Consider the following 13,792-nt stretch of genomic DNA (forward strand, 5'->3'; position numbering starts at 1 on the left):
CCTCCCCCGAGTTCCAGCACGTGAATGCCAGCTGAATGCCCGGGGCGCCACCCGTTAAACGCTCACGGCCACCTGCACGAGGTCGCCGTCGAGCCGGACGTGGTAGACGGGCACGGCGATGTCGGGCTCGTCCAGGCAGTGGCCGGTGACCAGCGAGAACACCTGTTTGTGCAGCGGCGAGGCGACGGTCGGCTCGCCCTTCCTGGTGCCGACGATGCCGCGCGAGAGCACGTACGCGCCGCTGAACGGGTCGAGGTTGCCGAGCGCGTGCACGGAGCCGTCGTGGGTGCGGAAGAGCGCCACCTGGCGGTCGCCGACGAGCGCGCAGACGCCGCGCTCGGGCAGCAGGTTCTGGTAGCCGCAGACGTTCACCCAGGTCATCGGGTCACCACCGGCTTGATCTGGCCGCGCTCGGCGGCGAACACGATGGACGGGTCGGGCACGCCCGGTGCGTTGACGAAGCTGACGAACCGGGAGAGCTTGTCAGGGTCGTCCAGGGTCGCCCGCCATTCGTCGACGTAGGTGGCGACGTGCCGCTCCATGTGGGCGTCGAGGTCGGCGCAGATGCCGAGCGCGTCGTCGACGATCACCGAGCGCAGGTAGCCGAGGCCGCCGTCGAGCGACTCCAGCCAGGCGGAGGTGCGTTGCAGCCGGTCGGCGGTGCGGATGTAGAACATGAGGAACCGGTCGATGGTCCTGATGAGCTCGTCGGTGGTGAGGTCGCCGGCGAGCAGGTCGGCGTGGCGGGGCTTGAAGCCGCCGTTGCCGCCGACGTACAGGTTCCAGCCCTGTTCGGTGGCGATGATCCCGAAGTCCTTGGAGCGGGCCTCGGCGCACTCGCGGGCGCAGCCGGAGACCGCCGACTTCAGCTTGTGCGGCGAGCGCAGGCCCCGGTAGCGCAGCTCCAGCGCGATGGCCAGGCCGACGGAGTCCTGCACGCCGTAGCGGCACCAGGTGGAGCCGACGCACGACTTGACCGTGCGCAGCGCCTTGCCGTAGGCGTGGCCGGACTCGAACCCGGCCTCGACGAGGCGCCGCCAGATCTCCGGAAGCTGTTCGACGCGGGCGCCGAGCAGGTCGATCCGCTGCCCGCCGGTGATCTTCGTGTAGAGGCCGAAGTCGCGGGCGACCTCGCCGATGACGATGAGCTTGTCCGGGGTGATCTCGCCGCCCGGGATGCGCGGGACGACCGAGTACGTGCCGTTCTTCTGGATGTTGGCGAGGAAGTGGTCGTTGGTGTCCTGGAGCGCGGCGCGCTCGCCGTCGAGGACGTGCCCGTTGTGCAGGGAGGCGAGGATGGAGGCGACGGCCGGCTTGCAGATGTCGCAGCCCCGGCCCTGCCCGTGCCGGGCGATGAGCTCGGAGAACGTGGTGATGCCGCGCACCCGGGCGATGTCGAACAGCTCGGCGCGGGAGTGGGCGAAGTGCTCGCACAGGTTCTTGCTGACCTCGACGCCGGACTTCTCCAGGAGCTGCTTGAGCATGGGCACGCAGCTTCCGCAGGTGGTGCCGGCGCGGGTGCACGCCTTGAGCGCGGGCACGTCGGCGCAGCCCCGGTCGGTGACGGCGGCGCGCACCTCGCCCGCGCTGACGTTGTTGCACGAGCACACCTGGGCGTCGTCGGGCAGGTCGAGGTTCGCGCCGCCGCCGGTGAACAGCAGGTCGGACGGCGGCGCGGGCAGCGGCTTGCCGACGAACGAGCGCAGCGAGGTGTACGGGGCGGCGTCGCCGACGCAGATGCCGCCGAGCAGGGTCCGGGCGTCGTCGCTGATGAACAGCTTCTTGTAGACGCCGGCGACCGGGTCCATGTAGGTGACGTCGAGCGCCCCGGTCATGGCGCCGAACTGGGCGACCTCGACGCCGAGCAGCTTGAGCTTGGTGGACAGGTCGGCGCCGTCGAACGTGCCGTCGCCGCCCATGATCCGGTCGGCGGCGACCTCGGCCATGGTGAAGCACGGCCCGACGAGCCCGTACACCATGCCGCCGGCCAGCGCGCACTCGCCGATGGCGTAGATCGACGGGTCGGAGGTGCGCATGCCGGGGTCGACGACGACGCCGCCGCGCTCCCCCACCTCCAGCCCGCAGGCCCTGGCCAGCTCGTCGCGCGGCCTGATGCCGGCGGAGAAGACGACGACCTGGGCCTCGATCAGCGTGCCGCCGGGCGTGCGCAGCCCGGCCACCCGGCCCCGGTCGTCGGTGACGATCTCCTGGACGCCCGAGCCGGCGTGCACGCTCAGCCCGAGCCGTTCGATGTGCGACCTGAGCACCGAGCCGCCGCCCTCGTCGACCTGGCGGGGCATGAGCCACGGGCTCATCTCGACGATGTGGGTGCGCAGGCCGAGGGAGCGCAGCGCGTCGGCGGCCTCCAGGCCGAGCAGCCCGCCGCCGACGACGACGCCGTCAGCGGCCTCCTTGGCGGCCAGCCTGATCGCGTCCAGGTCGTCGATCGTGCGGTAGACGAAGGCGTGCCCGGCCCCCGGCACCGGCGGCACGAACGGCGCCGACCCGGTGGCGAGCACGAGCACGTCGTACGGCTCCGGCTCGCCGCCCTCGACCGTGACCACGCGGGCCTGCCGGTCGATGCCGGTGACGCGGCTGTTCAGCCTGGTCACCGCCCCGGACGGCACCGGGTAGGCGAGGTCCTCGGCGCTCACGCCCGACAGGTACGAGGTCAGCGCCACCCGGTCGTAGGCCGGGCGGGGCTCCTCCCCGATGACCGTGACGCGCCCGTCGAAGCCGCGCTGGAGCAGCGCCTCCACGAGCCGGTGTGCTGCCGGGCCGAACCCGGCCACGACGATCTTCTTCATGCGGAGACCCCTTCCTGTTCGCACAGCCAGCCGACGATGCCCGCGACGGCGTCACGGCAGGTGCCGCAGCCGGTCGTGGCGCGGGTGGCGGCGGCCACCCCGGCCACGTCCCTGGCGCCCGCCTCCCAGCAGGCCCGGATCTGGCCCTTGGTCACGTTGTTGCACTGGCACACCTTGGCCGCGTCGGGCATGAGCACCGGGCTGTCGGCGACCGGCGCGGCCGACAGGCCGGGGAACAGCAGCCCGGCCCGGTCGCCGGGCACCGGCCCGCCGCGGTCGAAGAGCTGGGTGAGCGTGCCGACGGCGTCGCTGTCGCCCAGCAGGATCGCGCCGACCAGGCGGTCGTCGCGGATGACGAGCTTGCGGTAGGTGCCCCTGGCGCGGTGGCTGAAGCGGACCACCTCGGCGTGCTCGTCGGTGAGCTGCGTCTCGCCCATGGCGGCCAGCTCGACGCTGCTCGCCTTGAGCCGGGTGACCAGGCGCGAGCCCCGGTAGCGCGCCTTGCCTCCGGTGATCACGTCGGCGGCCACGGACGCCTGCTCCCAGGCGGGCGCGACCAGCCCGTACACGGTGCCGTCGTGCTCGGCGCACTCGCCGATCGCGAAGATCGACGGGTCGTCGGTGCGCAGCTCGTCGTCCACGACGACGCCGCGCCGCACCTCCAGCCCGGCCTCGGCGGCGAGCGCGGTCAGCGGGCGGACGCCGCAGGCGAGCACGACCAGGTCGCCCTCGACGAGCTCGCCGCCGACCAGCCGGACGCCCGTCTCCTCGACGGACGCGGCGGACACGCCGGTGCGGGTCTCGACGCCGAGCCCGGCCAGCGTCTCGCCGAGCAGCAGCCCGGCCTCGGCGTCGAGCTGGCGTTCCATCAGATGGCCGGCCAGGTGCAGCAGCGTCACGGGCAGGCCGCGCCCGGCCAGCCCGCGGGCGGCCTCGACGCCGAGCAGCCCGCCGCCGACGACGACGGCGCGGCGGCTGTGCTCGGCGGCCTTGAGGATGCGCTCGCAGTCGTCGAGCGTGCGGAACGGGACGGCCCGCGCCACGCCGGGGATCGGCGGCACGATCGCCTCGCTGCCGGTGGCGAGCACGAGCAGGTCGTACGGCTCGCGGCGGCCGTCGGCGGTGTGCACGGCGCGGGCCTCCCGGTCGATCCAGGCGACCTCGCCGCCGAGCACGGCCTCGACCCGGTTGGCGGCGTACCAGGACAGGTCGTGCAGGCCGAGCTGTTCGGGCCTGGCCTTGCCGGCGAGCACGTTCGACAGCAGCACCCGGTTGTAGGGGCGGCCGGGCTCGGCGCCGAACACGGTGATCGTCATCCGCGGGTCGCGCGCCCGGACCTCGCCGACCAGCCGTGATCCGGCCATGCCGTTGCCGACCACGACGAGCCTCATGAGACCCGCTCCACCCGTACGGCGCAGACCTTGAACTCCGGCATCCGGGACGCGGGGTCGAGCGCGGGGTTGGTCAGCCGGTTCGCCCCCTCCCAGTGAAAGGGCATGAACACGGTGTCGCTCCTGATCGCGTCGCTGATCCTGGCCACCGCCTCGTCCGTGCCGCGCCTGCTGGTCACCCGCACCAGGTCGCCCGCCTCGATCGCCAGCCGTTCGGCCAGGTCGGGGTGGAGCTCCACGTACGGGTGCGGCGAGGCGGCGGTCAGGGAGGCGATCCTGCGGGTCTGCGCGCCGCTCTGGTAGTGGGCGAGCACGCGGCCCGTCGTCAGATGGACGGGGTAGTCGTCGTCGACCTCCTCGGCCGGGGGCCGGTGCTCGACGGGCACGAACCTGGCCCGGCCGTCGGGCGTGGGGAAGGAGTCCAGGAACGGCCGGGGCGTGCCGGCGTGCCCCGGCTCCGGGCAGGGCCAGAACACGCCGGTCTCGCCGGCGATCCGCTCGTAGGTGATGCCCGCGTAGTCGGCCGTGCCGCCCGCGCTGGCGCGGCGCAGCTCCTCGAACACCTCGGCGGGGTCGTCGGCGAAGTCGTGGCCGAGCCTGCGGGCCAGCCCGGCGATCACCTCCAGGTCGCCGCGGACGCCGGGCGGCGGCGCGAGCGCCCGGCGGCGCAGCAGGACGCGGCCTTCGAGGTTCGTCATCGTGCCGGTCTCCTCGGCCCACTGGGTGACCGGGAGCACCACGTCGGCCAGCGCCGCCGTCTCCGACATCACCACGTCGCAGACGACGAGCAGGTCCAGCGCCCGCAGCCGGGCGGCGATCCTGGACGAATCGGGCGCGGACACGACGGGGTTGGAGCCGAACAGCAGCATCGCGCGCGGCCCGCCGGGCGTCCCCAGCGCGTCCAGCAGCTCGTACGCCGACCGTCCCGGCCCCGGCAGGTCCTCCGGCCGCACCCCCCACACGCCCGCGACGTGCTCGCGCGCCGCCGGGTCGTCGATCCTGCGGTAGCCGGGGAGCTGGTCGGCCTTCTGCCCGTGCTCGCGGCCGCCCTGGCCGTTGCCCTGCCCGGTGAGGCACCCGTACCCGGAGCCGGGCCTGCCGGGCAGGCCGAGCGCGAGCGCCAGGTTGACGAACGCGCTCACGGTGTCGGTGCCCTTGGCGTGCTGCTCGGCGCCGCGCCCGGTGAGCACGTACGCGTTCCGCGCGAACGCCAGCGCGCGCACGGCCTCGCGCATGCGCTGGACCGGCACGCCGGTGACGCGCTCGACCCGCTCGGGCCACCAGGAGGCCAGCGAGGTGCGCACGGCCTCGAACCCGGTCGTGCGCGCGGCCACGTACGAGGCGTCGACCAGGTCCTCGGCCACGGCCAGGTGCAGCAGGCCGAGTGCGAGCGCCAGGTCGGTGCCGGGCGCGGGCCTCAGGTGCAGCAAGGCCAGCCGGGCGGTCGCGGTGCGGCGCGGGTCGATCACGACGAGCCGCGCGCCCTCCAGGTGGCGCACGAACGGCGGCATCGTCTCGGCCGGGTTCGCGCCCGCCAGCAGCACCACGTCGGCCCCGGCCAGGTCGGTGACGGGGAACGGCATCCCCCGGTCCATGCCGAACGCGCGGATCGACGCGGCGGCGGCCGACGACATGCAGAAGCGGCCGTTGTAGTCGATCTGGCTGGTGCCGAGCGCGACCCGGGCGAGCTTGCCAAGCAGGTACGCCTTCTCGTTGGTGAGCCCGCCCCCGCCGAACACGGCCACGGCGTCGGGGCCGTGCTCGTCCCTGAGAGCGATGAGGCGCGCCGCCACGTGGTCGAGCGCCTCCTCCCAGGACACCGGGTTCCCGTGCAGGAGCGGGCCGGTCAGCCGCTCACCGTTGGTGAGGAGCTCGGCGGCGGTCCAGCCCTTCTGGCAGAGCGCGCCGCCGGCGTTGGCCGGGACGTCGGCCCGGGGGGTGATCGTGATCTCGGTCCCCTCGGCGCCGATCGCCATCCCGCACTGCAGGGCGCAGTACGGGCAGTGGGTGTCGACGGTCGTCATCGCTCACACCCGCGCATGGGCGAGGGAGGCGATCCGGGTCACGCCGACGGTGCGCGTGTAGCACCACCAGGTCAGCGCGAAGCAGGCGGCGTAGAAGGCGCCGAACGCGGCGAACGCCACCGCCGGGCTGCCCGTCGCGGCGAACGACATGCCGAACGCCCGGTTGATGAGGAACCCGCCGAGCGCGCCGACCGCGGAGATGATCCCGATGGCCGCCGACGCCTGCCGCCTGCCGTGCAGCAGCGCCTCCTCGCCGGTGCCGCGCTCGGCGACCGCCTTGGCCTGGAAGATGGCCGGGATCATCCGGTACGTGGACCCGTTCCCGATCCCGGCCGTCAGGAAGAGGACCTGGAAGGCGAGGAAGAACGGCCAGAAGCCGCCGGACGCCGAGGCGAGCCAGACGAGCACGACGCCCGCGCCCATGGCGGCGAAGTTCCACAGGGTGACCGGCGCGCCGCCGAGCCGGTCGGCCAGCCAGCCGCCCACCGGCCTGATCAGCGACCCGGCCAGCGGCCCGGCGAACGCCACCGCCGCCCACGGCGCGTCCGGGAACAGGCTCATGCTCAGCAGCGGGAACGCCGTCGCGTAGCCGATGAACGAGCCGAACGTGCCCACGTACAGGAACGACAGGATCCACGTCTGGGCGCGGCCCGCCACCGCGAGCTGCTCGCGCGGGCTCGCCTTGGCGCTGGACAGGTTGTCCATGAAGAAGTAGGCGCAGCCGGCGGCCACCACGATGAACGGCACCCAGAACCAGCCCGCCGCCGCCAGCCCGAACGCCCCGATCACCAGCGGCATCACGAGCTGCACCGAGCTGACGCCGATGTTGCCGCCCGCCGCGTTCAGCCCGAGCGCCACGCCCTGGCGGGCGCGCGGGTAGAAGTAGGTGATGTTGGCCATGCTGGAGGCGAAGTTCCCGCCGCCGACGCCGGCGACGGCCGCGATGGCCAGGAACGCCCAGTACGGGGTGTCCGGGCTGCTCACCGCCACGCCGAGCAGCACCGCCGGGACGATCAGCAGCAGCGCGCTCGCCACCGTGAAGTTGCGCCCGCCGAACCTGGCCGGTCCGAACGTGTACGGCACCCGCAGCGCCGAGCCGACCAGGTTCGGCACCGCCACGAGCCAGAAGAGCTGGTCGGTCGAGAAGTCGTAGGCGCCCATCCGGGCGGCCACGATGCTCCAGAGCGTCCAGACGGTGAAGCCGAGATGCTCGGCCAGGATCGAGAAGACGAGGTTCCGGCGGGCGACCTTCCGGCCCGTGTGCTGCCAGAAGGCCGCGTCGTCGGGATGCCACTCGGCGATCCAGCGCGTCATCGTTCCTCCTACGTTCTGGTGAGGACGAACGTAGGAACCCGGCGTTACGCACATGGACGGTCCGTGGCTGTGCGCCGGTTACATGTGACTCACCCGGGCAACACGCAATACATATGCGTCACGCCGGAAACATGCTGGTAATCAGCCCCGGAGGGCCCGGAAGAAGGCCCGCACATCCTCGGTGAGCGCCTGCGGCTGCTCCAGCGCGGCGAAGTGCCCGCCGTGCGCGAACTCCGACCAGTGCACGATCGTGTCGGTCCGCTCGGCCAGCGCGCGGACCGGCTTGACGTAGTCGTGGGCGAACACCGCCACGCCCGTCGGCGTCGGCGAGCGCTCCGGCATGCTCCACGCGTGCGCGAACTCCCAGTAGATCTGCGCCGCCGAGTCGGCCGTGTTCGTCAGCCAGTAGAGCGACACGTTCGTGAGCAGCCGGTCGCGGTCCACGCCGTTCTCGGTCCACTCGGCGAACTTCTCCGCGATCCAGGCGAGCTGCCCCACCGGCGAGTCGGCCAGCCCGAACGCGAGCGTCTGCGGCCGGGTCGACTGGATCGCCAGATAGCCGCCCAGCTCGCCCGTGAAGCGCTCCAGCCCGGCCAGCCTGGCCCGGTCCTCCTCGCCGAGCCCGGCCAGCTCCGCCGGGTCGCCGTGAGGGAAGGTCATGAGGTAGTTCACGTGCACACCGATCACGCGCCCGGCGTCGACCCGGCCCAGCTCCCGCGACACGCCCGACCCCCAGTCGCCGCCCTGCGCGCCGTAACGGTCGTAGCCGAGCCTGGCCATCAGCGTGGCCCAGGCGCGGGCGATCCGCTCCAGCGTCCAGCCAGGCCCGGCCAGCGGCGCGGAGAAGCCGAACCCCGGCAGCGACGGGACGACCAGGTGGAAGGCGTCGGCCGGGTCGCCGCCGTGCGCCCCCGGGTCGGTCAGCGGGCCGATCACGTCCAGGAACTCCACCACCGAGCCCGGCCAGCCGTGCGTCAGGACCAGCGGCGTGGCGTCCGGCTCCGGCGAGCGGACGTGCAGGAAGTGGATGACCTGGCCGTCGATCGTGGTGACGTACTGCGGAAGGGCGTTGAGCCGCTTCTCGTGCAGGCGCCAGTCGTAGTCCGTGGCCCAGTGCTCGGCCAGCTCGGCAAGCGCGGCGACCGGCAGGCCGCGCTCCGGCCCCGCCCCCGGCGTCTGGACCGGCAGCCGGGCCCGGCCCAGCCGCTCGCGCAGGTCGTCCAGGTCCGCCTGGGGGATGTCGATGCGGAAGTCCCTGATCTCTTCGCTCATGACCCCACCGTCGCAGCCCTTGTGGCAAAGTCCTTGCCTGGATTGAATGCGGGCATGCTGGGAACCTCCGCGCGGCTGCTGCGCCTGCTCTCACTGCTCCAGGCCAGGGCCGACTGGACCGGCGCCGAGCTGGCCGAACGGCTGGAGGTCAGCCCGCGCACCGTCCGCTACGACATCGGCAAACTGCGCAGCCTCGGCTACCCGGTGCACGCCGCGCCCGGCGTCGCCGGCGGCTACCGGCTCGGCGCGGGCGCCAAGCTGCCGCCGCTGCTGCTCGACGACGAGGAGGCCGTCGCCGTCGCCGTCGCGCTGCGCACCGCCGGGGCGTTCGAGGAGACCGCGCTGCGCGCCCTGGTCAAGCTCGAACAGGTCCTCCCCGCCCGCCTGCGCCACCGCGTCCAGGCGCTGCACCGGCACACCGTGTCGCTCCGGCCGCCCGGCACGCCCGTCGCCACCGGCACGCTGACGGCCGTCGCCGCCGCCTGCCGCGACCGGCACCGGCTCCGGTTCGACTACCGCACCCACACCGGTGACGGACGCGTCCGCGACGTCGAACCGTACAAGCTCGTCCACACCGGACGGCGCTGGTACCTGATCGCCTGGGACGTGCACCGCGCCGGCTGGCGCACCTTCCGGGTCGACCGGATGACGGTACGCACCCCGCACGGCCCCCGCTTCACCCCGCGCGCCGCGCCACCGGCGGACGTGGTGCCGCAGGGCGTCGACACGGCGCTCATGCGGCACCGCGCCACCGTCACCGTGCACGCGCCCGTCGCCGCCGTCCGCGCCCTGCTGCCCCCGTCCGTCGCCGTCGAGCCGCGCGGCGACCACGCCTGCGCGGTCCACGCCGGCGGCGACACGCCGATGCGGCTCGCGCTGCACATCCTCATGCTCGACGCCGACTTCCACGTCGACGGCCCGCCCGAGCTCCTGGCCGCCTTCCGCACCCTGTCGGAACGCGCCGGCCGAGCCTCCATCCCCCAGCCCCCAGGAACGATTACGGAAGGTCACGCGGGGTAACAGCATCACAGCAAGGGGGGAATCATGATCAAAACGCTCCACAAGATGGGCATTAAGTCAAACCACTGTTATCTGGCCGGAATCGCTTCCGTTGGCTTGGCCTTCGCCACCTGGATGACGTCCAAGAACATCGAGAACGCCGGCATGGACCGCGCGGACCGGTGGGGGATCTTCATCGGCCAATGGGCACCGACGCTGTTCTGCATGGGCGTGGCGCTCCGCATCGAGGAGACCCACGGGCCGGACGCGCAGACGGAGGAGGAGATGTACGGCCACACCGGCCGCCAGTCGGAGAGGATCCGGGCAGGCGCCGGCGTGTGAACACCAGGCAGGCCATGTCCTTCACCGGACATGGCCTGCTCCCCCACCCGCTGACCGATTCCGTGGCTGCCCACCCCAAGGGCCTCACTTCGTTCGGGCGCCTCTCCCCCACCCGCTGACCGATTCCGTGGCTGCGCCCCTCCGCCCGCCCGGATCGATGGGCCTCACTTCGTTCGGACGCCTTCCCGGCTTTCGCCGCACCCTTGGCCGATTCGGCACGGCAGGCGTCGAACCCGCATTCCCGGGACGGGGGCTACCCTGCCCAGGTGAACACTGGAGATCACCAACCCCCCGAGCCGCCCTGCGTGACTGTCCGGTGCTCGCAGGACCCGAGCCTCACCGTTCACCTCACCGGCAGGCAGTTCGTCGACGCCTACGAAACCAGCTTCACCATCGAGGCCCAGGCTGACGGCCTGCTGGCCAGAGTTCCCGACGCGATCGTCTCCGTCTGGGACAGGGACGGCGACATTCCCGGCTTCCTGCAGGCACTCGTGGACGACTTCCGCGGCTGGACCGGGGAGCGCACCTGGCACACCAACCAGCTCACCCTCACAGCCGCCTTCCACTCCGGCGGGCACATCGCGCTGACCTGGACACTCCGCCCCCAAGGGCTCACACTCCCGGAGTGGGAGGCGTCCGTCACCACCTGGATCGAAGCCGGGCAACACCTGACCTCCCTGGCCGCCGACCTCCGAGCCTTCTTCACCCGCCCCTGACCGATGTGATCGGCCCGGCATACCGCCATACCGGTCCAAGAAGCGCCGGAGATGCGGAGCGACACCCGCTCGATGGCTTGTCCGGGCTGTCAGGCGAGGGTCATCGGTGCCGTGTCAGGAGTAACGACGCTCAGCGCGTTCGGCATTGTCGTCGCGGTCGGTGGTGATGGAGGCGAACCAGGCCGGGGGCCAGTGGGTGTCGCCGTCGGAGCCGGCGCCGTGCACGAGCCTCAGCGTGTGGGCGCGGACTTCGCGCAGCTGATCCGCCGTCAGCCGGTCGACCAGCCGATGCATGTCCTCGTACTCTTCCGGCGCGGCACTCACATCTCACAGTGTAGGCGAACCGTTGCGATCGGCTCGGCATCCTGCGCTGCGGAGCGGGCTCCTGGGGCCTACGCACTCCCGGGGGCGGTGAGGACTTCGGTGGCGAGGGTTTCGATGACGTGGGCGACGTCGGCCGGGGAGCGGAGGTGGGCGCTGTGTCCCTGGCCGCGCAGGGTGACGCGGCGGGCGTTCGGGAGGCGGCGTTCGAGGGCATCGAGGCGGGCGGCCAGGTGGGCGGGGCTGCGGTCGCCGCCGAGCAGGACGACGGGGGCGTCGATGGCGGCGTACGCGTCGAGGCGGTCGCCGAGTTCGTCGATCGCCTCGAGGTCGTCGATCTGCCGGGGCGCCAGGGCCCGCATCCTGGGCGCGGCCGCCATGTACAGGCCGACGAGGCGGGAGGCGAACGGCGGGATGCCGACGACGTCGCGGACGAACATCTCGATGGCCTTGCCGGGGCGGCCGGCGTCGGCGAGGGCGCGGGTGCGGGCGGTGGCCTCGCCGCCGAGCGGGGGGCCGGTGACGACGGGGGGTTCGTAGAGGACCGCGCCCGCGAACGCGCCGGGGGCGGCGGCGAGCGCCTCCAGGACGGCGACGCCGCCGGAGGAGTGGCCGGCGAGCAGCACCGGGCCGCCGAGCGCCGCCGCCGCCACGCGGACGTCGTCGGCCTCCTGGGCCATGGTGCAGCGGGGGCGCAGGTCGAGGCGGTACTGGCGGCGGTGGATCCGGACGACCCGGTGGCGGGGGCTGAGCAGGCGGGCGACCTTGTGCCATTGCGAACCGTCGTCCAGGCCCGCGTGCACCACGAGGACGGCGGGGCCGCGGCCCTCGTCGGTGGCGTGTACGCCGGCGCCGTCGGGGGTGGGGAGGGTGAGCACGATGCCTCCTTAGCAACGCTAAGGGCGACTTTAGCATTGCTAAGGTAGGGCGTCGATGGGCGAGAACAGGCGGGGCGCGCTGTCCCCACAGGTGCTGGTCGAGACCGCGTTGCGGCTGCTGGACGAGGTCGGGCTCGACGGGCTGACCGTGCGCAGGCTGGCCGCCGAGCTGGGCGTGCGGTCACCGGCGCTCTACTGGCACATCCGCACCAAGCAGGAGCTTCTGGACGGGATGGCCGACGCGATCGTGCTGGCGGCGGGCATGGGGCCGCCGAGCGCGGACGAGACGTGGCAGGAGTGGCTGGCCCGGCGCGCCCGCGCGTACCGGCGCTGCCTGCTCGCGCACCGCGACAGCGCCCGCATCGTCGCCGGGGCCACGCGGCTCGGCGCGGAGACGGTCGCGAGGTTCGACGAGGAGCTGGCGGAGCTGGTCAGGCGCGGGTTCGGGCCGGTGCTCGCGTTGCGGGCGATCACCCACGTCACCCATTACGTCAACGGGTTCGTGCTGCAGGAGCAGGCGGAACGCCCCGAGAGCGGACAGCCGGCCGGGCCGCCCGGCGAGACGCTGGCGGCGGCGCTGCGCGAAGGGGGCAGCCCGCTGGGCGAGGAGGCGTTCGAGCACGGCCTGCGCACGCTCGTCGCGGGCATCGAGGCGGATATCGAGGCAGGCCTGGAGGCTGGTGGTCAGCGGTAGGGGTCGGTGATCTCGCGGAGGCGAATCAGGGCGTGGCGGAGCTGGTCGGTCTCGCGCTTGCCGAGTGGCGGGCGAGGGCGACGCGGCGGCACGGTCACCGGCCCGGCGTGGACGGTCATCGGGTGGTACGCGGCACCCAGCCCAGGAACGTGCCGTCGGGGCAGTGCGTGGCCAGGGCCGCCGCGATCGAGCCGTGCAGGTTGGCGTCGCCGGGCAGGGCGAGGTGGCGCTCGCCGGGCTCGTCGTGGAACGACAGGTCGAGCCGGGCCCCCGGGTAGCGGCGGACGCCGTTGACGGTCTTCGCTTCGCCGGTGTACGAGAGGGCGGCCGAACGGATTCTGGGCCATGGGTGCTCGTTGATGCCGCGTTCGGTGACGGTCAGGACGCCCAGGGCCTTGGCGCGCAGATTGATCCGGATATATCCGGCGATGCCGATGATCACGACGAGCACCACGCCGGCCATGAACGCGAGGTAGTCCGGCGCGTCCACCCCCCGGTCCTCGGGCAGCGTCGCGCCGATCACCCCGACGACGACCAGCACGGCGACGGAGATGACGAGCATCAGGCAGCCGAACATCCCCCGGCCCTGCCTGAGCGCGGCGCCCCGCAGGTCGAACGCGGTCCCGTCAGGCGGCTGCCGCACCACCCGCACCCTGGCCGTGGAACGGCTCCACCGCTTGACGTCCTCGCGCCCCAGCAGCAGCCCGCCCGCGACACCGCACAGCGCCGCCCCGGCCCCGATCCCCTGCGACGGGTACACCCCGCCACCGGAGACCCCTGCGGCGAGCACCGCGCCCACGAGCAGGATCGAGCCGATCCCGAGCACCGCCACGCGCATCAGCCCGATCGCCATCGGCCCGCCCAGCCACACCCGGGCGAGCCAGAAGCACCAGACCGAGCTCCAGAACACCCCGGCGAAGATCTCGAACGGCGCGGCGGCGGTCCCCCACACGAGCACGGCACCGCCGACGAGACCCAGCCAGAACACGGCGAGCAGCCCGGCAGCCAGCCGAAGAGCGGAGGGACGCGGCATG

At 73.1% G+C, this 13,792-nt stretch carries 14 protein-coding genes; 4 read left to right on the top strand and 10 right to left on the bottom strand.

Features of this window, described 5'->3' with window-relative positions; genetic code table 11:
* Positions 1-54: 54 nt before the first annotated feature.
* The 6 genes from nirD to AB0J53_RS07415 all read right to left on the bottom strand — a co-directional run bounded on the left by nirD (position 55) and on the right by AB0J53_RS07415 (position 8,808).
* Positions 55-381 (bottom strand): nitrite reductase small subunit NirD, encoded by a 327-nt coding sequence (gene nirD / locus AB0J53_RS07390; protein WP_364169551.1) that lies wholly within the window; start codon positions 379-381, stop codon positions 55-57.
* Positions 378-2,807 carry a nitrite reductase large subunit NirB gene (gene nirB, locus AB0J53_RS07395; protein WP_364169554.1) on the bottom strand — a complete coding sequence of 810 codons (2,430 nt, stop codon included), beginning with the start codon at positions 2,805-2,807 and terminating at the stop codon, positions 378-380. The genes nirD and nirB overlap by 4 nt, the downstream gene beginning before the upstream one ends.
* A complete protein-coding gene (locus AB0J53_RS07400; protein ID WP_364169557.1) occupies positions 2,804-4,198 on the bottom strand; it encodes an FAD-dependent oxidoreductase in 1,395 nt (464 codons plus the stop codon). The genes nirB and AB0J53_RS07400 overlap by 4 nt, the downstream gene beginning before the upstream one ends.
* Positions 4,195-6,222, bottom strand: a complete 2,028-nt coding sequence (locus AB0J53_RS07405; RefSeq protein ID WP_364169560.1) for a molybdopterin-dependent oxidoreductase — start codon at positions 6,220-6,222, stop codon at positions 4,195-4,197. The genes AB0J53_RS07400 and AB0J53_RS07405 overlap by 4 nt, the downstream gene beginning before the upstream one ends.
* A gap of 3 nt (positions 6,223-6,225) precedes the next feature.
* Entirely contained in the window at positions 6,226-7,536 is a 1,311-nt protein-coding gene (locus tag AB0J53_RS07410) for an MFS transporter (RefSeq protein ID WP_219508269.1), read from the bottom strand.
* A gap of 141 nt (positions 7,537-7,677) precedes the next feature.
* Positions 7,678-8,808, bottom strand: coding sequence for an epoxide hydrolase family protein (locus AB0J53_RS07415; protein WP_364169563.1), 1,131 nt, complete (start codon positions 8,806-8,808; stop codon positions 7,678-7,680).
* A 54-nt stretch (positions 8,809-8,862) separates the two neighbouring features.
* On the opposite strand from AB0J53_RS07415, the gene AB0J53_RS07420 reads away from it, so the two are divergent.
* The 3 genes from AB0J53_RS07420 to AB0J53_RS07430 all read left to right on the top strand — a co-directional run bounded on the left by AB0J53_RS07420 (position 8,863) and on the right by AB0J53_RS07430 (position 10,865).
* Entirely contained in the window at positions 8,863-9,828 is a 966-nt protein-coding gene (locus AB0J53_RS07420; protein WP_364169566.1) for a YafY family protein, read from the top strand.
* Positions 9,829-9,852: 24 nt separating this feature from the next.
* Positions 9,853-10,149, top strand: a complete 297-nt coding sequence (locus tag AB0J53_RS07425; RefSeq protein WP_364169568.1) for a hypothetical protein — start codon at positions 9,853-9,855, stop codon at positions 10,147-10,149.
* Positions 10,150-10,415: 266 nt separating this feature from the next.
* A complete protein-coding gene (locus AB0J53_RS07430; protein ID WP_364169571.1) occupies positions 10,416-10,865 on the top strand; it encodes a DUF6228 family protein in 450 nt (149 codons plus the stop codon).
* Positions 10,866-10,979: 114 nt separating this feature from the next.
* Here AB0J53_RS07430 and AB0J53_RS07435 read toward each other — a convergent pair whose 3' ends face one another.
* Both AB0J53_RS07435 and AB0J53_RS07440 read right to left on the bottom strand, forming a co-directional pair.
* Complete coding sequence (locus tag AB0J53_RS07435) at positions 10,980-11,189, bottom strand: hypothetical protein (protein WP_364169574.1); 210 nt, start codon at positions 11,187-11,189, stop codon at positions 10,980-10,982.
* A gap of 68 nt (positions 11,190-11,257) precedes the next feature.
* Positions 11,258-12,064: an alpha/beta hydrolase gene (locus AB0J53_RS07440; protein ID WP_364169577.1), complete on the bottom strand. Its 807-nt coding sequence runs from the start codon at positions 12,062-12,064 to the stop codon at positions 11,258-11,260.
* A 55-nt stretch (positions 12,065-12,119) separates the two neighbouring features.
* On the opposite strand from AB0J53_RS07440, the gene AB0J53_RS07445 reads away from it, so the two are divergent.
* Positions 12,120-12,758 (top strand): TetR/AcrR family transcriptional regulator C-terminal domain-containing protein, encoded by a 639-nt coding sequence (locus AB0J53_RS07445; RefSeq protein WP_364169580.1) that lies wholly within the window; start codon positions 12,120-12,122, stop codon positions 12,756-12,758.
* Here the strand turns inward: AB0J53_RS07445 and AB0J53_RS07450 are convergent.
* Entirely contained in the window at positions 12,749-12,877 is a 129-nt protein-coding gene (locus AB0J53_RS07450) for a hypothetical protein (protein WP_364169583.1), read from the bottom strand. The genes AB0J53_RS07445 and AB0J53_RS07450 overlap by 10 nt on opposite strands.
* On the bottom strand, positions 12,874-13,791 hold the full coding sequence (locus tag AB0J53_RS07455; protein WP_364169586.1) for a hypothetical protein: 918 nt from the start codon (positions 13,789-13,791) through the stop codon (positions 12,874-12,876). The genes AB0J53_RS07450 and AB0J53_RS07455 overlap by 4 nt, the downstream gene beginning before the upstream one ends.
* Position 13,792: the final 1 nt, after the last annotated feature.

Source organism: Nonomuraea sp. NPDC049725 (genome assembly GCF_040674795.1).
GTDB lineage: Bacteria > Actinomycetota > Actinomycetes > Streptosporangiales > Streptosporangiaceae > Nonomuraea > Nonomuraea ceibae.

Coding starts and splice junctions, on each gene's coding strand:
- nirD (WP_364169551.1), bottom strand. CDS start 381: ATGACCTGGGTGAACGTCTGCGGCTACCAGAACCTGCTGCCCGAGCGC.
- nirB (WP_364169554.1), bottom strand. CDS start 2,807: ATGAAGAAGATCGTCGTGGCCGGGTTCGGCCCGGCAGCACACCGGCTC.
- AB0J53_RS07400 (WP_364169557.1), bottom strand. CDS start 4,198: ATGAGGCTCGTCGTGGTCGGCAACGGCATGGCCGGATCACGGCTGGTC.
- AB0J53_RS07405 (WP_364169560.1), bottom strand. CDS start 6,222: ATGACGACCGTCGACACCCACTGCCCGTACTGCGCCCTGCAGTGCGGG.
- AB0J53_RS07410 (WP_219508269.1), bottom strand. CDS start 7,536: ATGACGCGCTGGATCGCCGAGTGGCATCCCGACGACGCGGCCTTCTGG.
- AB0J53_RS07415 (WP_364169563.1), bottom strand. CDS start 8,808: ATGAGCGAAGAGATCAGGGACTTCCGCATCGACATCCCCCAGGCGGAC.
- AB0J53_RS07420 (WP_364169566.1), top strand. CDS start 8,863: ATGCTGGGAACCTCCGCGCGGCTGCTGCGCCTGCTCTCACTGCTCCAG.
- AB0J53_RS07425 (WP_364169568.1), top strand. CDS start 9,853: ATGATCAAAACGCTCCACAAGATGGGCATTAAGTCAAACCACTGTTAT.
- AB0J53_RS07445 (WP_364169580.1), top strand. CDS start 12,120: ATGGGCGAGAACAGGCGGGGCGCGCTGTCCCCACAGGTGCTGGTCGAG.
- AB0J53_RS07450 (WP_364169583.1), bottom strand. CDS start 12,877: ATGACCGTCCACGCCGGGCCGGTGACCGTGCCGCCGCGTCGCCCTCGC.
- AB0J53_RS07455 (WP_364169586.1), bottom strand. CDS start 13,791: ATGCCGCGTCCCTCCGCTCTTCGGCTGGCTGCCGGGCTGCTCGCCGTG.